Origin of the sequence: Psychrobacter glaciei (assembly GCF_014652895.1) — a bacterium.
GTDB classification, from domain to species: Bacteria; Pseudomonadota; Gammaproteobacteria; order Pseudomonadales; family Moraxellaceae; genus Psychrobacter; species Psychrobacter glaciei.
In genome coordinates this window covers 100,527-119,946 of record NZ_BMZR01000004.1, presented here as the reverse complement: position 1 = coordinate 119,946, position 19,420 = coordinate 100,527, and the positions used below count along the sequence as shown (strand labels likewise).

The 19,420-nt window shown below is 43.1% G+C and carries 21 protein-coding genes and 1 tRNA gene; 9 read left to right on the top strand and 13 right to left on the bottom strand.

Translation table 11 applies throughout. The features are described 5' to 3' along the window. Positions 1 to 157: 157 nt before the first annotated feature. The 4 genes from IE130_RS10420 to IE130_RS10405 form a co-directional block, all read right to left on the bottom strand. Positions 158 to 490, bottom strand: a complete 333-nt coding sequence (locus IE130_RS10420) for a protein tyrosine phosphatase family protein (RefSeq protein WP_010201553.1) — start codon at positions 488 to 490, stop codon at positions 158 to 160. A gap of 119 nt (positions 491 to 609) precedes the next feature. Beyond that, positions 610 to 936 (bottom strand): protein tyrosine phosphatase family protein, encoded by a 327-nt coding sequence (locus tag IE130_RS10415; RefSeq protein ID WP_010201552.1) that lies wholly within the window; start codon positions 934 to 936, stop codon positions 610 to 612. Positions 937 to 1,150: 214 nt separating this feature from the next. Continuing rightward, positions 1,151 to 2,860 carry a SulP family inorganic anion transporter gene (locus IE130_RS10410; RefSeq protein ID WP_189585544.1) on the bottom strand — a complete coding sequence of 570 codons (1,710 nt, stop codon included), beginning with the start codon at positions 2,858 to 2,860 and terminating at the stop codon, positions 1,151 to 1,153. 56 nt (positions 2,861 to 2,916) lie between these two features. Beyond that, positions 2,917 to 3,255, bottom strand: coding sequence for an ArsR/SmtB family transcription factor (locus IE130_RS10405; protein WP_010201550.1), 339 nt, complete (start codon positions 3,253 to 3,255; stop codon positions 2,917 to 2,919). A 410-nt stretch (positions 3,256 to 3,665) separates the two neighbouring features. Here IE130_RS10405 and IE130_RS10400 point away from each other — a divergent pair, with 410 nt between their 5' ends. The 3 genes from IE130_RS10400 (at position 3,666) to trxC (ending at position 6,018) form a co-directional block, all read left to right on the top strand. Then, positions 3,666 to 4,538, top strand: a complete 873-nt coding sequence (locus tag IE130_RS10400; protein ID WP_189585542.1) for an MBL fold metallo-hydrolase — start codon at positions 3,666 to 3,668, stop codon at positions 4,536 to 4,538. Between the two features lie 305 nt (positions 4,539 to 4,843). Then, complete coding sequence (locus IE130_RS10395; protein ID WP_189585540.1) at positions 4,844 to 5,464, top strand: class I SAM-dependent methyltransferase; 621 nt, start codon at positions 4,844 to 4,846, stop codon at positions 5,462 to 5,464. Positions 5,465 to 5,583: 119 nt separating this feature from the next. Then, positions 5,584 to 6,018, top strand: a complete 435-nt coding sequence (gene trxC, locus IE130_RS10390; protein WP_010201540.1) for a thioredoxin TrxC — start codon at positions 5,584 to 5,586, stop codon at positions 6,016 to 6,018. Between the two features lie 137 nt (positions 6,019 to 6,155). On the opposite strand, the gene IE130_RS10385 is transcribed toward trxC, so the two are convergent. From IE130_RS10385 to IE130_RS10370, 4 genes are all read right to left on the bottom strand, one after another. Continuing rightward, entirely contained in the window at positions 6,156 to 6,557 is a 402-nt protein-coding gene (locus IE130_RS10385) for a hypothetical protein (RefSeq protein WP_189585538.1), read from the bottom strand. A gap of 241 nt (positions 6,558 to 6,798) precedes the next feature. Continuing rightward, positions 6,799 to 7,158 (bottom strand): SirB2 family protein, encoded by a 360-nt coding sequence (locus IE130_RS10380; protein WP_189585536.1) that lies wholly within the window; start codon positions 7,156 to 7,158, stop codon positions 6,799 to 6,801. Positions 7,159 to 7,298: 140 nt separating this feature from the next. Then, positions 7,299 to 7,625 (bottom strand): BolA family protein, encoded by a 327-nt coding sequence (locus tag IE130_RS10375; protein ID WP_189585533.1) that lies wholly within the window; start codon positions 7,623 to 7,625, stop codon positions 7,299 to 7,301. A gap of 252 nt (positions 7,626 to 7,877) precedes the next feature. Then, a complete protein-coding gene (locus IE130_RS10370; RefSeq protein ID WP_189585530.1) occupies positions 7,878 to 8,690 on the bottom strand; it encodes a M48 family metallopeptidase in 813 nt (270 codons plus the stop codon). 596 nt (positions 8,691 to 9,286) lie between these two features. Between IE130_RS10370 and IE130_RS10365 the strand changes: the two genes are divergently transcribed. After that, positions 9,287 to 9,361: transfer RNA gene (locus IE130_RS10365), tRNA-Gly, on the top strand. Positions 9,362 to 9,811: 450 nt separating this feature from the next. Beyond that, entirely contained in the window at positions 9,812 to 10,438 is a 627-nt protein-coding gene (locus tag IE130_RS10360) for a nitroreductase family protein (protein ID WP_189585818.1), read from the top strand. A gap of 245 nt (positions 10,439 to 10,683) precedes the next feature. Here IE130_RS10360 and IE130_RS10355 read toward each other — a convergent pair whose 3' ends face one another. From IE130_RS10355 to nadR, 3 genes are all read right to left on the bottom strand, one after another. Further along, on the bottom strand, positions 10,684 to 11,124 hold the full coding sequence (locus IE130_RS10355; RefSeq protein WP_010201522.1) for an Mpo1 family 2-hydroxy fatty acid dioxygenase: 441 nt from the start codon (positions 11,122 to 11,124) through the stop codon (positions 10,684 to 10,686). Between the two features lie 173 nt (positions 11,125 to 11,297). Continuing rightward, positions 11,298 to 12,035 (bottom strand): nicotinamide riboside transporter PnuC, encoded by a 738-nt coding sequence (gene pnuC / locus IE130_RS10350; protein WP_189585527.1) that lies wholly within the window; start codon positions 12,033 to 12,035, stop codon positions 11,298 to 11,300. A 107-nt stretch (positions 12,036 to 12,142) separates the two neighbouring features. Then, entirely contained in the window at positions 12,143 to 13,213 is a 1,071-nt protein-coding gene (gene nadR / locus IE130_RS10345) for a multifunctional transcriptional regulator/nicotinamide-nucleotide adenylyltransferase/ribosylnicotinamide kinase NadR (RefSeq protein ID WP_189585524.1), read from the bottom strand. A 508-nt stretch (positions 13,214 to 13,721) separates the two neighbouring features. On the opposite strand from nadR, the gene IE130_RS10340 reads away from it, so the two are divergent. The 4 genes from IE130_RS10340 (at position 13,722) to IE130_RS10325 (ending at position 18,021) form a co-directional block, all read left to right on the top strand. After that, entirely contained in the window at positions 13,722 to 13,934 is a 213-nt protein-coding gene (locus IE130_RS10340; RefSeq protein WP_010201518.1) for a PspC domain-containing protein, read from the top strand. Positions 13,935 to 14,366: 432 nt separating this feature from the next. Next, positions 14,367 to 15,353: a glycine--tRNA ligase subunit alpha gene (gene glyQ, locus IE130_RS10335; protein WP_189585815.1), complete on the top strand. Its 987-nt coding sequence runs from the start codon at positions 14,367 to 14,369 to the stop codon at positions 15,351 to 15,353. A gap of 9 nt (positions 15,354 to 15,362) precedes the next feature. Continuing rightward, positions 15,363 to 17,456, top strand: a complete 2,094-nt coding sequence (glyS, locus tag IE130_RS10330) for a glycine--tRNA ligase subunit beta (RefSeq protein WP_189585521.1) — start codon at positions 15,363 to 15,365, stop codon at positions 17,454 to 17,456. 256 nt (positions 17,457 to 17,712) lie between these two features. Beyond that, positions 17,713 to 18,021, top strand: coding sequence for a hypothetical protein (locus tag IE130_RS10325; protein ID WP_227676198.1), 309 nt, complete (start codon positions 17,713 to 17,715; stop codon positions 18,019 to 18,021). An 87-nt stretch (positions 18,022 to 18,108) separates the two neighbouring features. Here the strand turns inward: IE130_RS10325 and IE130_RS10320 are convergent, their stop codons facing one another. Both IE130_RS10320 and IE130_RS10315 read right to left on the bottom strand, forming a co-directional pair. Next, positions 18,109 to 18,585, bottom strand: coding sequence for a cell division protein ZapA (locus IE130_RS10320; protein WP_189585518.1), 477 nt, complete (start codon positions 18,583 to 18,585; stop codon positions 18,109 to 18,111). 195 nt (positions 18,586 to 18,780) lie between these two features. Beyond that, positions 18,781 to 19,224 carry a hypothetical protein gene (locus IE130_RS10315; protein WP_189585515.1) on the bottom strand — a complete coding sequence of 148 codons (444 nt, stop codon included), beginning with the start codon at positions 19,222 to 19,224 and terminating at the stop codon, positions 18,781 to 18,783. Positions 19,225 to 19,420 lie beyond the last annotated feature (196 nt).

Genomic DNA, 19,420 nt, shown 5'->3' with positions numbered 1-19,420 from the left:
CATAAAGTCCTATTAAATTGTATAAATAAAATTTAATTATGTACCCAATGCTGAAAATTGACCAGTCTATAGTTTAGTAATATTCAAAAAAATGCCCGTCCAAATTTTGGACGGGCGTTTTCGTTTTTTAAACAATTATACGTTTGTTAGATTCGTCTTAGTCATCTAACAAGTCCATGCGCTTAGCGGCTTCGTAGATACCCGTTGAGCGGTTACCCGTACGGCAAAATATTAACACTGGTTGCTCAGCTTGATTAAAGAAGTCAGCAAACTCCTCAACGTGATTTTGATTGAGCTCACTACCAGCAAATGAGACTTCTTTATAAGCAAGTCCTGCTTCTTTAGCAGCTGCTTCGATATCAGCGCTGGTAGGTTGTCCAGGCTCTTCGCCATCAGGACGATTATTGATAATGGTTTTGAAGCCGTTTTCGGCAAGCATAGGGACTTGATCAGGGGTAATTTGTCCCGTAATACTGATTTCGTGGCTCATAAGAGCTCCTTTTATTGTTTATATGAAAGAGTGAGATGTAAAGTGTAGGAATACAGCATCTAAGCCTAGGCTTATTGCAGTCACTTCTAAAGAGAAGGTGTGTAAGCGTTATTGCCGTTTTATAGCAGCCCTTGCATCAATGCGCTTTGATAAAGCAGTTTGGCGCGAGCACCAGTACCACAAAACATCAATATGGGCTTGGGCATTGAGTGATAAAAGACGGCAAACTGTTCTACGGTCAGCATACTTAGGCGCTCATCATCAAAGGGTAGGTGATGATACGTCAGATTTGCCTGCTTCGTTGCAGTCGCCAAATCACAGCTATTAGGCTGTGTCTCGATCTCAGCATCTGGGCGTATATTGAGTACTGAGCGATAGCCCAGCTCAGCAATCTTGACACATTGGCTTGGGTATATTTGCTTATAAATCGTTAAATCATCGGTCATAAAAAGGGTCATTTACGTTTATTAAAAAATGTTAAAAACACTAAAGCGCCGATTTGACGTCTAAATGTTGTCTTATTTCAGTTCGGCTTGATTTAGCTCGTTTAGATTCAGTGCAGCCATACAACAAGCTAGCATACTATACTCTCTATCATAACGATATTTTGTTGCAGACATCAATAGTGATTGTATGGTTGACGAAAATAGTAGGGCGTATTTATATTTGCTTTAGAGCATTGACGGCATCCATAGTACTGAGGTACACCTGTCCTGATAGCTCAGCAATCAGCGGAGTGTGTTCGATGACATCCATGACTGGGCCTTTAATAAAGCTAAAGTGTAAATGCTTGTTTTGCAGGGCCAGCTCTTGATTTAAGGTGCTGAGCATTTCCTGCGCGGTCAGATCAATGTGATTGACCGCGGCCATAATGAGAATCAGCTCATGCGCTTCGGGATATTGTTGTAAGGCATTTAAGATGCGCCGATGTACCGATTCGCTATTACCAAAAAACAGACTCTCATCGATACGTAACATCAATAAATTATGAAAAGTGACGACATCGTGACGATTGATATTGCGAAAATGTCCTGTCCCAGCCAATTGTCCGACGATGGCGACGTGTGGTTGACTCGATTGCCAGATGAGACTGGCAAATGACACCATGAGACCGATGACCAGTCCGGTATTCAGCCCAAATATTAGTACCCCTACAAACGCTGCGATAAAGCTTGCACCGTCTAAGCGATCCCGTTGCCAAGCGGACTTTAAGGTCGCAATATCGATCAAGCCAATGATGGATGCCATGATGGTTGCGCCAAGCAAGGCGTAAGGCAGCGGCGCAAGTGCGCTATTAAAGGCGATTAGTGCGGCAATCATCACCAGCACCGTCATCAGGCTGGCGAGTGGAGTTTTGGCACCTGAGTCGACGTTGATTGCCGTCCGTGAAAACCCGCCTGCCACGGCAAAGCTCTGAAAAAATCCACCAGAAAGATTGGCGAGTCCAAGCCCTGTCAGCTCACGATTAGCATCAAACTTCTCACCGCGCAGTCGCGCATAGGTGCTGGCGACGGAACTGCTAGAGACAAAGATAATAAGCGCCATCAATCCTGCGGTTGGTAACAGTTTGAGCGCTTCTTGGATGTCTGGTATATGGGGCAGTGTGAAACGTGGTAACCCTTGCGGAATATTACCGATAGTCGCCACGCCACGCGCGTCCCAATGCAGTGCCATACTGAGTAAAATGGCAATGCCGAGCAAAATAAGGGGAAACAAGCGTTCTGCCCATTTGGCAGATGAGGATGACAGCCACGTTCGCCACACCCATTTGCTACCGTAGCGATTTGCGACCAAGAGCGCAAAAGCGATCACGCCAATCAACAAGGTCAACGGATGTAGCTGGCGCGCATATAGCTGCATGGTCGATAAATAACCGATTAGGCTGCTGCCCGCGATCGGGATATCCGTTAAGTATTTGAGCTGACTGATAAATATAAGGACCGCCGCACCGCTCACAAATCCTGCCGATACGCCGCGACTGATAAACTGCATGATCCAGCCAAGCTTGAGCCGTCCTGCGATCCAAAGCAGTGACCCCACCATCAGTGCCAATAGACTTGCCATTAGGGCATACTGCTCAGTGCCTTGCTCAGCGTAAGGCAACAAACTACTGGCAGTCATAATAGCCGTGATGGCCACCGGTCCGACCGCTTGTACATTGCTAGAGCCAAGCCAAGCATAGACGATGACAGGCACAATCGCAGCGTACAGACCATAGACGGGCGGCAAGCCTGCAAGTACAGCGTAGCCTAGGCTTTGCGGTATCACCAGTACGCCCACCACCAGCCCAGCGATGACGTCAGTTGGCAAGGCAGCCAGCTGATACTGGCGCAGCCAAGTAGGAATCAGGCGAGTAGCGATAGAGGTCATATCAATACGTCATCACAATAAATAAAGTTAAAAACAGCTAAGAACTCAATAACCAGTTAGGCATCTGTTTTGGCACAAAAGCGTTGATAAAGTAGCTCTAAGACCGCCAAGGCATCGTCGCTGGCGATGCTATAGTAAATTTGCTTGCCGTCGCGCCGTGTCGCGACCAGCTCATCCTTGCGCAATATGCCTAACTGCTGCGATAAGCTTGGCTGTCCAACACCGACCAACCCCTCAAGCTCACCAACGCAATACTCACCTTGAGTCAATTGACAGAGAAGGAGTAAGCGATCAGGATGCGAGAGTGACTTTAGTAATTGGCTGGCTTGTAGCGATGCTTGTTGCATCTGTTTGGCCAGATCTAGCGGTACAGAGTCTGCGTTATTGACTGACATAGGGTCGGCCTTACTGTCAGTAGAGGTAGCCAATGCTGAGGTAGAAGTTGTCAGAGTGAGCTCCTTATATAAAACCAGATAAAGGTCGCGTGGTTTTTATAAAAGTGATGAGTGATTACCGTTAATTATCAATGATATCGCAGCTTACATCAAGTTATATTTATTTACATTATATAATTTGATAAATTGTATAGTGATTGCTATATTGGTATTAACGTTAAGAAAGCATGTTAAAAAGGCATGCTAAAAATTTGACCGCTGATGTTGTCGGCGGCGTTGATATTAACTGCAATAATTTATAAACATTTAATATGCATTGTTTTTTGAATTAAATATTGTATATGACGATCCATTATACTTAAAGAATGGTTCGAAGGTTAAAACAATCCTATAAAAGCAAAGAGGCAGCTATGCAAGTTCATTCTTTTTTAGATAGCGATACAGAAACTTATACTCACGTTATCGCTGATACCGAACAGAAACTGTGCGCCATTGTCGATCCTGTACTGAACTTTGATGCCAAGTCAGGCAGAACGAGTACCAGTAGTGTGGATGAAGTGATTGAGTTCGTACGTGAGCAGGGCTGGGCGCTTAAATATATTATCGAGACGCATGCGCATGCAGACCATCTATCTGCTGCTATTCATGTAAAAGAAAGCCTTGGTGGACAATTAGTAATTGGTCAGCATATCACCGAAGTACAAAAAATCTTTAAGCAAATCTTTAACTTTGACACCAGTTTTCGTACCGATGCCAGTCAGTTTGATATTTTGACCGACGAGGGTGAAACACTAGCGCTTGGTGGTATTACCATTACAGCCATGTATGTGCCCGGTCACACACGGGCAGACATGGCTTATCTGGCGGCTGACGATGAAAAGACAGTGGTATTCGTTGGAGATACCTTGTTCGCGCCTGATGTCGGTACAGCACGCTGCGACTTCCCCGGCGGCGATGCCAAAACGCTCTATCAGTCTATTCAAAAGCTGTTGGCGCTTCCTGAAGATACAGTCATGTATCTGTGCCATGATTATCCAGGTGAAGGCCGTAAGCACTGTCCAACAGCGACTGTTGCTGCACAAAAACTAGAAAACATCCATGTTAAAGACAGTATAAATGAAGCCGAGTTTGTGCAGATGCGTGAGCGCCGCGATGCGACTTTGGGTATGCCACGCCTTATCATTCCTGCCGTGCAAATTAATATTGATGCAGGACATTTCCCAGAGCCAGAAGACAATGGTACGCGTTATTTGAAAGTGCCGATCAATGTCCTTGGTGAATAAACTAAACAGTGCCATAAGTAAAAATTGTCATCTTATGCCTTACTATGCAAGTATCGTATGATTGATATCTATAAAAATGATTATCAGATAGATTATTTACTGTATAGAAGATTGGTATAGTCAGGTCAATATAAAAAAGAGACAGCGTGACTGGTATAAATTTTTCGTAGCCTCTGTCTGCGTAGGCACAGCAAGCAAGAAAAGTTTGTGCCAGTCACGCATCATAATGTCATGTACCCATTTTATTTAGTATCAACTATATCAATATCCGCAAACGCTAAATACGGCAATAACTGGAGAGAATAATGAACCCTTATGAGCGCTATGTATTGCCCAAGCTGATAGATGTTGCTTGTAGTACAGGTAACGTGATGAAAGCACGTTCTAAAATTGTTCCTCAGGCGTTAGGCGAGGTATTAGAAATTGGGATTGGCAGTGGTCTTAATTTGCAATTTTATGATGCCAAAAAGGTTTCTTCTATTATTGGTGTTGACCCAGCAGCTCAAATGCAGACGTTAGCACGCAAGCGCGCCGCTGACATTAATATTCCAGTTGAAGTGATAGCCGTTGATGTCCAAGGCATTCATGCGGATACGGATCAATTTGATACGATTGTGATGACCTTTACCCTATGTAGTATTGATGAGCCAATAGCTGCACTTCGAGAAATGGTACGCGTGTTAAAACCTAGCGGTCGCTTGTTGTTTTGTGAGCATGGCTTAGCGCCAGATTTTTCTGTTGAGCGATGGCAGCATCGACTGACGCCTTTTTGGAAACCGATGGCCGGTGGTTGTCATTTAGATCGTGACATTCCAGTACTGATTAGAGCGGGTGGTTTTGTCATTGACGAGCTGAGCGAAGAATACTTGCCCGGCCCAAGACCGATGAGCTATGTATATAGTGGCGTGGCACAGCAAGTGGCGTAGAGAATCAATATAATTGACTATGCTAAAATTGCTCGTAAAACCAATTCAAATAGCTTTTAGTTAAAAATACCAAAGTCGAATTTTCGAGACCATTAAATAATTAGAATAGGAATCATATGATGAGTGAGCAAAGTTTTCATCTGGTCTGCCCACATTGCCAAGCAACCAACCGTGTACCTGCTGCACGGCTAAGCGCTGCACCGAAATGTGGTAAATGTAGTCAGCCATTATTGACAGCAAGTCCGTGTGAGCTGAACGCGCAAACAGCCAATAAAGTCATCCAAAAAAACGAGGTGCTGACCATCGTTGATTTTTGGGCAAGCTGGTGTCAGCCTTGTATTATGATGGCACCAGAGTTCAAAGTCGCTGCTGGTCAGTTGCCGCAAGTGGTCTTTGCCAAAGTGCAAACGGATAAATATGAGCAGGCGGCCGCTCCCTATAATATTCGCAGTTTACCAACGATGGTGGCCTTCAAAAACGGCAAAGAGGTCGCGCGTCAATCAGGGGCGCTGCCTAGCAATCAAATCGTCCAATGGGTGCAAAGCTTACGCTGATCGTCGCTGATGGCTCAATTGATTATGTTTGTTAGGTGGGATAAAAGTCGTTAAAAAAGCCAATATGCTTATCGCGTATTGGCTTTTTCATTGTGTGGTGGCGCTATCTTAATCATTTAGACAGCTTTTGCTTAATGTTACTCACCATAAATCTTAACACCATTGGCAAAGCTACAACGTTGAATACGCGCCGATTGGACAATCGCATCACGCTCGCCATAAAGCCGTGATAACTTGGCATCGCGGGCTTTGGTATTGTTACTTTTGCCAACACCAAAGCTGATATTCGGTGAGATGCCCCAGCGGCCTGCAGAAACCCCAACACCCACACCCGAAGCGGACAAGGTTGATTGCTCATTTCGAGTGACGTCAACATAGCGATTGACACGGACGTACTCTTGGCTCAGTGCTTGGCAGTCATAGCTCTGATAAGTGCTTGGCGGCACATATTGCGGCGTGATATTACCAGTAGAAGCGCAGCCTGAGAGACCCAACATGCCGGCTGATGCCAATAGTGTCGCTATAGTAAAAGTTTTCATAATGGCTCCATAGGGCTAAGTAAGGGTATGTGGCGTCGTCGCGATTTTAAGTAAAATCATCGTGATTGCTTTGCTTATAGTCATCTGCTTGCAAACCTCTATTCTTAATAACGAGCATGCAAGGCATTGTATTTATTTAAGATAGCAAAAATACTGGAATTAAGATATTAAAAATACACGCCCTAGTAGCCATTCATTCCGCAATCGGTCTATCTAAGCTCAGTCAGACATAGAGTGGCGATTAAAACAAATTATCAGGTTTGCTAAAGGCCAGTAACACAATACCAATATAAGCCACGGCAGCGATAAGAATGCCAGTTTTGGTTTGACCAGGTGTCGCGTGAGTTTGAAAGGCTTTTATACTGGCACTAATAGCCGCCACGAGTAAGATTATTTTGGCGAATACCCATTGTACAGGCGCATTGGCATTCATCAGTTGCATCAGCATTATAGCCCCTGAGAGGATGAGCAGCGCATAGAGGACATGGGTGGCTATTTTGATCATGCGCGGCGCCCGTATATTGGCGCTTAATGCGAGATAGCTTTGGTATAAAAATAGCACAATCACCAATACTGCCATGAGCATATGTAAATGTTTCATTGGATGTCATTTCCTTTAACGGCGCAATTTGTAAGTCTGTAAAAAGTCACGCGATGTAGGGTTTTTAAATGGCTACCACACCGTGAGCAAAGTATTTTTATGATTGTCATTTAACTAAAAATTAATTGGCATAAGCTTAATTAGCTTTTATTTTGTCCGGCACATAACGGGCTATCAGGGCTTTGACCTTGCCATTCGATTGGGGTAAAAGCATGAATCGCTAAGGCATGTACCTGACCACCCTGAGAGGTCAATAAAGCATTAACCAAGCCATATACCAGCTGATGACGCGCTACTAAGCGCTTGCCTTCAAAAGCGTCACTCACGATAGTCAGTTTAAAGTGGCTTTCTTTACCATCGAAGTAACCAGAATGATTCATCGACTCATTAATCAATTCGATATGTTGTGGTTGTAATGCCTGTAGCTCATGTTGGAGCGCATCAGCAGTGGGTGAGTGGGTACTCATAAGAATCCTTTGTTTTGTGTTGCTTAGCAAGCTTTGAAGCAATATTTGAGACCGTGTGGTGACCATTATAACAGACGCTGACAACTGTACAGAAAGCTATTGGGTAGACCATAGCACATGCGACAGTTTTAAAGTAATACAGCCAGCTTCTGAGCCAAAAATACAAAAAAGCAGAGCGCAACCCGTGGGTTATACTCTGCTTTTAGTAAGCGATAAAACGCTACTTAAGAGTGAATGGCCAGCAATACACGATTAGCGACGTGATTTTTGATACAGCGGCATCACTTTAGGCATCAATGCTTGCAATTGGCTAATGCGATTGCTACTGGTTGGGTGAGTACTTAAGAACTGTGGTGGCTCACCTTGGCTGGCGCGCTGCATTTTTTGCCATAAGCTGATAGCCGCTTGAGGATTGTAGCCTGCGCGTGCCATTAGCTCGAGACCGATTTGGTCGGCTTCAGCTTCTTGGGTGCGACTGTGTGGACGACTCAAACCTAAATCTCCAGCAACGTTCGCTAGATCAGCCTGACCTTGTGATAGACCAAAGATACTTGCTGCAACACCGATACCGGTCTGAGTAGCATACTCGCGTGAGAGACGCTCACGTGAATGCTCACGCAGGGCATGAGACATCTCGTGACCCATAATCGCGGCAATTTCGTCATCCGTGAGGTTTAAGCGATCAATAATGCCCGAGTAAAACATAATTTTGCCACCCGGCATAACAAAGGCGTTCAGCTCGTTGGATCTAATGGTATGTACTTCCCATTTCCAATTAGCTGCATCAGGGCGATATACGCCTACTTGACCGATGAGGCGGTTAGAGATATTTTTTAAACGATTGAGCTGAGCTTTATTAGTGTCGAGCACACCACGTTTGCTTGCTTCTTGCAAGTTTTTATTATAGCTTTGCGCTGATAGCTGCTGTACTTGCTCGCTAGAGACCAAGAGTAGCTGTTGACGATCGACGCCGACCGCGCCACTGTTGGTGGTGCTGGTGCAGCCAGTTAAAGTAAGTGCCGATAATGACGCGGCCATCACGGTGGTGGTAAGCAATTTTCTCATGATAAACATCCTCGCTGTAAATGATAAAAAGTAAAGTTAAACAAAGTTAGTAGTAGCGGAGTAGGCCGGTAACAGCAGAGCAGATAGAAGGGCAGTTTATTATTGAAGTTTTACTACCGTCTACCACTCTACTTAATCACTAAAATTTTACCTGAATGGTAACAAGCCATAAGTATAATAATGTTAACAGCCTAAAACCAAGGCAGAAAAAGTAACAATACAGCGTATGATTGTAAGTGGAATCAATATTAACGAGAATAGCGTAACTTTTATTCCTCTATCGTCATAAAGCAGTACGACGTCGTACTACTAATAATGGTTAGTTAATGGTCATATTCAGAATTGATGAAAGAGTCAGGAATAATAGAAGAGATTTTCCTATTACTTTATAAAATAGTTTTAAACACTGCAATGACTGTATTGATTGCAATATCAATCATTTATGATAAATATGCTCTCGAATAAAAATTAAAAGTGGCAATACTGATGAAAAATATGAAAAAACCTGTTGACACACGCAGGATATTTGCTAGAATAGCCAGCCTATCGAGACGTAGTAGTTAACAAGTTGTTAGCGATATTACGAATTGATTTAAGCGGGAATAGCTCAGTGGTAGAGCATAACCTTGCCAAGGTTGGGGTCGAGAGTTCGAATCTCTTTTCCCGCTCCAAATATGGCTCGTTTAGAGCACTAAAGCCTCACTTCATTGTGGGGCTTTTTTTATGGGTGAAATTTGAGAGTGCTGTCATTGATTACAACAAACCATGAGCACACTAAACTATTTTAAAAATAAGAGGTTGGGCAATCCATCATCGACTGGAAAGACGGTGGTAAGCGTTTTGGTGAGGTTGACTCTAAACTAAAATGCTTATTTGCCCGAGTTACCCGAGAACTGCCTAACGGCTTTAAAACTTTTATTGTGTAATAAAACTGTCATAATGTATTTAATTATTAAGTTTTTATTACAAAAATAAGTGTGAGTTTAGTCCGTTTTTTCTTATAATAAATCACATTGAAAAATTAAAATTTTTGAAGGGATTGATGAGCCATGTTTATTGAACCTCTATGCTCATTATATTAAACACATACTAATAATTTGGAGCACTATCCTATGTCAAATATGTCAAATATGTCGAATACGTCAGATCTACAAGCATTGCAGCAATTGGCTGAAAAACGTCGTTCTATTTATGCATTGAATGATCAGTTACCAGTTGCAAAAGAAGAAGTGGTTAAATCGGTTGAGCATGCTATTTTGCATACGCCATCATCATTTAACTCACAATCGACGCGCATCGTCGTGTTGTTTGGTGACGATCATAAAAAGCTTTGGGATATGACCGAAGAAGCACTACGTGGTATCGTTGGTGATGAAGAGAAGTTTACGCCAACCAAGCAAAAAATCGACGGCTTTAAAGCAGGCGCAGGTACGATTCTATTTTTTGAAGATCAAAAATTAGTGAGAGCCTTACAAGAAGGAGCGCCATTATATGCCGACAAATTCCCTGTTTGGGCAGAGCACACCAGTGCTATGCATCAGTATGTAATTTGGACAGGGCTTTCTAGCATTAATATCGGCGCTAACTTACAGCATTACAATCCAGTGATTGACCATAAAGTTGCGAGCACTTGGAGTATTGATGCTGATTGGGATTTGACTGCACAAATGGTATTCGGTGGTATCGAGCAGCCAGCAGGTGATAAAGAGTTTATGCCTGTTGAAGAGCGCGTGAAAGTATTTGGTTAAACCATTACGTTTATCTATTATAGTCAGAGCACTTTTAAACCGCTACGGTGTTACCCATCCTAGATGTACTCAGTGTAATATCTGCGGTCGGTCGCCTTGTAGCGATTCTAAAATTCCTTGACTATATTTAGCGAGATAAACATGAAAAAGCGCCGTCCAGCAGTGTTGTTGGACGGCGCTTTTTTATTTCAAAGTATAAGTCAGTCGTTGTATAAATAATTGAATGCGCTAAATGATGACACGCCCTAGTTACGTCGCATAAGACTGTTGGCGACCCAAGCTGGACCGATTAATAAAAACTGTAAGTCTTTAAGAAATGACGGTTTTTTGCCTTCGACCTTATGACCAATAAACTGGGCAATCCAAGCAACCACAAAGACAGCTGCCCAAACCTTGAAACTTAAAGGTAGTAAGGTCATCACTGATAGACAAATGAGAATAAAAATCCCCATTGCCAAAAATAATGGCGTCGAGAGTTTCATATAGAATAAGAGTACTAAGGCACTAAGCACCAAAGTAAACCAGACTGACAGTGACATACCCATTCCTAATAAACTAACAAAAATAGTGGGGACGCACAGCCAATGGATTTTTTTGTTGATTAGGTTTTGATGACTGACTGAATACTCACTGAGCCATTGCTCAAGAGTACGCTTAGACATCTTTTGTTGACGATTGCGAGACATACTAACCTCCGTGTTAGTAAATGAATGACTGGTAGTAGCTCAATGCGTGAGTCTACTGACGACTACCAGTTGTAGCACTAATTTGTGCGATCTACCATATTATCTGGTAAACCGCACAGTCAAAATAGATTATGCCAACGATGCCAAATAGGTTCATTTTGAGCCAATATGTTTTATGCGGACTGTTGCTCGCTGCGATACCATTCATATAGGCCAACGAAAGAATTTACTTGGTAAATCATGGTCTGAATAGCAAAAATATAATTGCCCGACATGAGATTCACGATCAGCCAAACAAAATTGACGATAATCCATAACCACCAGCTAAAAGAATAACGCAGAATCATCGCGGCTTGCGCAGTAATAGACAACACAAAAGCAATGACGTTAATCCAAAAGAAGGAGATGAAACCTAAAAATAGACTGCTATCGTCTTCTACGACTGCGTAGCCGTAGTTGGCCAATAAGTCGTTGACGGTGGGGAAGAGTACCAAGCCGATAACAATAAATACGGCGGTAATTAACCAAACTGCTTTGCTAGCAGACTTCGGTATCATATCGCCATCAGGGTCAGTGTGCTTTGACCAATAAAAAATACCGTAGACATGGGTAAAAAAGTTAAATAACGGTGCCAGCATCAAGCCGACTGCGCCGGAAGTGGCTTGTACTACGACTTCGCCAGCGGTAGCGCCCATCCCAAAGCCATTGCCCATGACGTTTTTTCGGAACGAGAGTGACACCACGCAGATCAGACCGATAAATGAGACTGCCAAATAAAACCAATCAAGCGTGGTGTGGTCTGTGGTGAGCCAAAAACCTGCTGATAACGCAATAACGCCACAAATGAACCAAGTTATGATCCATTGCAGCGCCCATTTTCCAGTAATATTGTCTAATAGCTGAATGCGCATAACTGTTTTTTCCTAAAATGAATATGGCTGTCAAGAAGGTGCTGATAAAAGACACTGACAGCCGCAATATTATTATAAATTCATGAATTTTGGGTATGTTTTTTATTCTAAGAGTTTTTACCATAAACATGCTGATCGATGAGCAGCAACGCTTGCTGGTAGCGCGCATCGTAATCAGGCTGATCAACCATGTGCGGCTTAATATCATGACGGGCAAAAATGTCGACGAGGCGCTGCTCAAAGCGTCCACGCGCCTCAGGCGTACCTAATGAGCGCATACCGTCATCCACCCACGGCGTATTATTGTCCAGCATAATCGTATGGTCTACGCGAAACTCATCAATACAAGCAGCGACAAAAGGATGCGTGCGACCCTCATATTCTTCACAGAATGCTTGAGTAGTCACAAAGTCAGTATCAATAATGGTGACAGGCGCAGTCGCTCTAGCTGCCGCCTCTCGTATCGCCTGAGCATGATGGAGCGAAATGGGTGCATAATCACTGTATTGTAGCCCGATCTCGCTCCCACCCAAATCCGTGCCGACATACAGTCGCCCCATCTCTAATGCAAAGCTAGCGCCATAGTAGTTGGCAAGCTTGTGCACCAGTGTCGTCTTACCTGAGCTTTCACCACCAACGATAGCAACGGTCTTGGTATAGTCCCCACGTGCTTGTGGATGCAGCGCTGACCAGTGCGCTACGGGATCACGGGCGATGGCATAAGAATCAAACTCAGGCTGTAGCGGGGTAGTGACGACTGGCATCGATAACTGCTCATAAACATCACTCTGAGCCAATGGATGGTTTTCTGCGACAAACAATACTGCCTCTGCGGGCAAGTTGAGCGCTTCCGTCAAACGTTGTAATTTGGCATTACTGGCGGCAATATCGATTGTCACATCAACGAAGCCATCATGTAGAGGCAGTTCAATCTCATGAGTGGTATGAATACGAACGAAAGGCAGGTCTGCACAAGCCATCTGCAACCAACGCGCTTTGTCTTGTAAGGTGATACTAAAATCGGCATGCGGTGATGGGTGTGCCATGATGACGATATGCAAAGTCTTTGCTTGTCCTGCCGCTGCCAATATGCTGCGCATCTGCCCCAAATGCAGAGGCTCAAAATGCCCAATCATTAAACCCGTCTCGTACATAGCTATCCTTATCTGTATCCACATTATGTTGAACCGACTATATAAAGGTTTGTTCAGACTTACAGGTAGGTTATTGTAAACAGCCGTTTTATGCTCAGAAAAATACCGTAAATCTACCAAATTTACTCTGTATAACTTAATATTTCCCTCTGCTTTTATGGCTATGTTAACCATTTTTCATAATTTATTGGAATATCAAAAGGTTAGAGTCACTGTAGTAAAGCCGTAAGGTTATAGAAATAAACTGCGCTCTGAAACATTTTGAAATATCTATTTAAAATCAGGGGTTTACGAGGCCTTATGACAGGTTAGGGCAAGTTTAGGTAGCATAAACTCACAAAGTACGTCTACATACTCAACAGATTAACTTCTAAACATTGCTATAATTATTCATAAGTTGAGAACGCTAAGCATTTTTAAGAATAAGTATTTTTAATGGTAAATATTTTTAGTAGTAAGTGTTCTTAATAGTAAGTGTTTATATAAAATCAAAAGTAAGCAAAAGAAAAACTATATTAAAGAGGTATTTGATTTGGCTAAATTAGCAAAATTACATCGCTCACAGAATAATCGCATGATAGCAGGTGTGATGGGTGGCATCGCAGAGTATGTCGGCTGGTCACCTACTTGGGTAAGAGTGTTATTTGTAATTATTTCATCATTGAGTGCGGCAGTACCAGGCATCCTAATCTATATCATTTTATGGATAATTATGCCCAAAGCAACAAATGAATCGTATCAGTAAACCAGTTCTAAGATCTAAAGCTATACTTTGAAAGTGAAAGTTTAACTAAAAAATAAAAAGCCTGATCAATCAGGATACCAAAGACATACTTTTCCTCCTGCCCAAATGTTCACGCATTTGGGTATTTTTTTGTCATTTATGCTTTCCTTTATGCTTTCGTCAATGAAGATTTTACTGCTCAATGAGCAAACACGCATCATTTTTAGGGTGTCTCTTTGATTGCTTGATAAATTTAGTTGATGTAAATATGGATAAAATAGTCATTTTTTAGTAAGGTGAGCAGACAAATAGAGTCGTTGCCGAGTAGGCTGTACGAGTGCTATCAACGTTTTGTTCAACAGACCCTAATACTAATTCCACAGTGGCTTTATTATGATGCCCCAAACTATGACAACTCAAACTATGACAACTGAAGCGAAAAACTCTCAACCGATGACTTTTCAGGATTTAATCCTAACCTTGCAGAACTATTGGGCTGACAAAGGCTGCGTTATCTTGCAGCCTTATGATATGGAAGTTGGCGCAGGTACTTTCCATACGGCGACATTTTTGCGTTCGTTAGGTCCTGAGCGCTGGAATGCCGCTTATGTGCAGCCGTCACGTCGCCCAACCGACGGACGCTATGGCGATAACCCAAACCGCTTGCAGCATTATTATCAATTCCAAGTAGTGTTGAAGCCAAATCCACCTAATATCCAAGAGCTATATTTAGACTCGCTAAGAGCTATTGGTATCGATCCGTTGGTGCATGATGTTCGTTTCGTCGAAGACAACTGGGAGTCACCAACGCTAGGTGCGTGGGGACTTGGTTGGGAGATTTGGCTAAACGGTATGGAAGTGACGCAGTTTACTTACTTCCAGCAAGTGGGGGGTCTCGAATGTTTCCCAGTAACTGGCGAAATCACTTATGGTCTTGAGCGCTTGGCGATGTATGTGCAAGGTGTCGACAGCGTTTATGATTTGGTCTGGGCAGATGGTGAGTTTGGTCGTGTCACTTATGGCGATGTCTTTCATCAAAATGAAGTTGAGCAGTCTACCTATAACTTTGAGCACGCTGATGTACCAATGATGGGTCAGATGTTTGATTTTTATGAGCAGCAAGCGGATAAGCTAGTTGCCGAGGGTTTGCCACTACCAGCCTATGAGATGGTACTAAAAGCCTCACATGCCTTTAACTTACTTGATGCGCGCGGTGCTATTTCAGTGACTGAGCGTCAGCGTTTTATCCTACGTGTGCGTACGCTTGCTCGTAAGGTTGCTATTGGTTATGTTGAAGCACGCGCTAAGTTAGGCTTTCCATTAGCAGATGAGGCACATCGTCAGGCAGCGCTCGATAAGTATTTGCCAAAAGAAGACGTGGCAACAGATAGCTTAGCAAAAGAAACTACCGATACCAACCAATCTACTACTAATAAATAGGAGCATCCCATGAGTACTATTCTATTTGAACTGGGGTGTGAAGAACTGCCTCCAAAAAGCCTAAAACCTCTACGTGACGCGCTACAAGCAAGTGTCACTGAACAATTGACTGAAGCAGGTATCAGCTTCGATAGTATCAAAGCCTTTGCTGCGCCGCGCCGTTTAGCGCTTCAAATTCAGGGCATTGGTGACAAGCAGCCGGATCGTAGCGAGCAAAAACGCGGGCCTGCGATTAAAGCCGCCTTTGATGCGGAAGGTAATCCAACACGTGCGGCAATGGGCTTTGCCAAAGGCTTGGGTATTGAGGCCAGTGAGCTGATAACGATTAACACTGATAAAGGTGATTATATCGGTTATGAGCAAACCATTCAGGGTCAAGCAACGACTGAGTTGCTGCCCGCTATTTTCCAAACAGCGCTTGATAACTTACCTATTGCTAAGCGTATGCGCTCAGGCGCTAGCCGTAATGAGTTCGTGCGTCCAGTACAATGGGCCGTATTGATGCAAGATAATGCTGTCATTGACGCTACTATCCAAGGTCATCAGACAGGAACACAAACGCGTGGTCATCGCTTCCACAGCCCTGAATACTATAACATTGGTCATGCCAATGACTATGAAGAATTACTAGGTGGCTTAAAAGTAGTTGCTGATTTTGACAAGCGTCAAATGCTGATCAAAAATCAAGTCAAAGCATTGGCAGATGAAGTTAACTCTGATGCCATTGTGCCGCAAGCGCTGCTAGACGAAGTCACTGCATTGGTTGATTTTCCGATTGCCTTACGAGCAAGCTTTGAAGCGCGCTTCTTACAAGTGCCACAAGAAGCACTCATCTCTACCATGCAAGCGGATCAAAAGTATTTTTGCCTGACAGATAAAACTGGCAAATTGCAGCCTTACTTTATTTTTATTACCAATATTGAGTCAAAAGACCCGAATCAAATTATTGAAGGTAATGAGAAAGTCGTGCGTCCACGTTTGGCTGATGCAGAGTTTTTCTTCTTACAAGACCAAAAGCAGCCATTATTTGCACTAACAGAAAGCCTAAAAACTCGCGTCTTCCAAGACAAATTGGGTACGATTTGGGAAAAATCTGAACGCATTGCCAAGCTTGCTGCATTTATCGCCGCCTTGATGCAACAACAAGGTAGTGAGATTAGTATCGATGAAACGGTACGTGCAGGTATTTTGTCCAAAGCGGATTTGGCAAGCTCATTGGTTGGTGAGTATCCTGAATTACAAGGTATCGCGGGTACTTATTATGCGCGTTTGAATAATGAGCCAGAAGCAGTTGCGGCAAGTTTAGAAGAGCAATATTTACCTAAGTTCAGCGGTGATGTATTACCACAGACGCCGATCGGTATTTGCTTAGCATTAGCGGATCGTTTGGATACGCTCGTCGGTATTTTTGCGATTGACCAAGCACCAACGGGTTCAAAAGATCCGTTTAGCTTACGTCGTTCTGCTATTGGTATTCTGCGTATTTTGATTGAGAAGCAGCTACCGATTAACTTGGTAGCGTTGGTTGAGCAAGCCATCAAAGGCTATAGCACGGCTAACGGCAGCAAGATTGCCAAAATGGGTGATACGTTTACCCAAGTCATGTCGTTCTTAAACTCGCGCTATCGGGCGATGTATACCGAGCAAGGTGTGAGCGTTGATACCATTCAAGCAGTGCAAGCGATTAACCCGCATATGCCGCTTGATTTTGATCAGCGTATTCGTGCCGTACAAGCATTTAGTGAATTGTCACAAGCATCAATGTTGGCTGATTCAAACAAACGTGTTGCCAATATTTTAGCCAAGTCAGAGGTAAGCGTCGCTGATAATGTCGATGAAGCGTTATTATCGGAACCTGCTGAGCAAAGTCTATATGCGAGTGTGCAGCAAGCACAAACAGCGGTGCAACCATTACTTGAGCAGGCTGACTATACGCAAGTATTGCAAACGCTAGCCAGTTTAGACGAGCCGTTGACGCAATTCTTTGACAATGTCATGGTCAACAGTGAAGATACTGCACTAAAGAACAACCGCTTAGCGTTGCTTAAGCAAGTACGAGCTTTATTCTTAACCGTGGCTGATATTAGTGAGCTGCAACTGTAATTTTACTGAAACCTGATTGTTGGTTTCGATGCAAAAAAACTGGCTTAACGTGGCCAGTTTTTTTGTTCTAGCACCGCAATCAGTGAGTACGATTATCTAATGAGCAATTCAGTGAAATCAGTAATTGAACGGTAAAGGTATTGTATTGTCACTATTATTGACGGTAAAATTTATACTATTAGGGTGTGTTGAATAATCATTAGCTGAGCCATCTTAATCATTTCTCACGTTTACCCCTCATTCAAGGAGCAATGCTGTGTTCGCTGCTATTATGATGATAATTATTATCTGGATTGTGATGTGGGGCTTTTACAAGTTTATGTACCCGCGCGCACCCAGAAGCATGATGCCAAAAGATGGCGATGTGACTACACCGCGTCACTGCAACTTCTGTGGTAACAGTTTGGCTGAATACCGCGGCGTTCTAGAGACCAAGCCGGGCTTGGTGGCAAGTAGCGATGGCAATACTGACGCTGATATTAAAGGCAGTCAGGAGTTATTCTTTTGCAACTATGAGCATCAAGCGGATTTTCATGCTGGAAGAACTTATAATCCTAATGCATAAGTAAGTAATTCGGCTGTGGATTAGACATAAAAAAGCGCTTGGCTCACCAGAGCTAAGCGCTTATCTGTTCAACAGATCCGTGTTTACCTATAAGATAGAGTGTGCATCCTTCATGATTTTATTGAGTAATGCTTCAGATTGCTTATCTCCTTGAACACGATCTTCGTCACTTCTTTGATGCGCATGAATTTTCTCGTATAAATTCAGACAGCATAATACTAGTAAGCTCTCTTGGCTGAGGCTCGGCGCGTCGCGTTTTAGGTCGAGCGCATAGTTATTGATATAAGAGACGGCTGAATGTAGTTCTTCTTGCTCGTGTACTGGGCAATAGATGGGATAGGTGACTCCAGCAATTGCAATATCTACTTTTTTAATCTGCGGCTCAGGCGTGCTATTTGTTTTAGGTGCAGGTTTAGCAGCGGCGCTCTGTGAAGCCGAATTATTTGAGGTTGAAGCATTTGGCACGGCTTTTTGGGATTTAAGGCCGTTGATTGGCCGTTGATTGTTTTGTGATTGATTGTTTGGCGCTTGCTTATCTAAAGGGATAGTCTGGTCATCAGTCATGATAAATCCTACAATATATGTCATTAAAGTGAGTGATATAAGAGCTTACACGTGTGAGTCTGTTGGCTTAATCAATGCTGTATTTTTAATAATTAAGGTACTTGATAATAAAGGTACTTGGTAAATGTGGCTTTTATCGATAAAAATGCTATTTGAAGACAATGATATTCGTCAATTATGTCCTCGTGCCGCTATTTATGAACCTTCTGCTTGGTCGATACGGGTTAAGCGTTTTAACACCACTTGCGTACGCTCAGCGGCCAGTTGATTCTTCTTTTGTAAGTCATTATTTTGCTGTTTGATATCGCTATACTGCTGCTTTAATTCATTATTATGCTGTAGCAGCTCGCTATTTTCTTGTTGTAATTGGCTGATTTGCTTTTGCAATTTATCTTGCTCTTCACCGATCATATGGTGCGCTTCTGCCAGATTTTGATAGCGGTTATCGAGGTCGTTCAGCTTCTTTTTGGCACCATCGCGCTCTGTATAACTGCTATCGAGCTTGGCCTGAAGTGTGGTAAGTTCTTTTGGATCGGTAGCGGGGTGTTTTTTGAGGCTGCTAAGTTCAGCACTGACAAGCTGATACTGTTTTTTGATGTCGAGTATCATTTTTTCTAATATTCTAAGTTGATCATACATAGTCAGTTTTTATCCTTAACAAGTAAGCGTGAATGAATTTTGTTCTCTGCGTTTAATAATGCCATAGGTGACCGCATAATATCTATATCAACAAAGTAATTGTATGCCGCTTTGTTTCATAACTTCTATTAGCCGCCGCCTCGTTAATGATATCGCGCGGCGTCTGTTTCTATTTAATACTACTAATCAATCACTA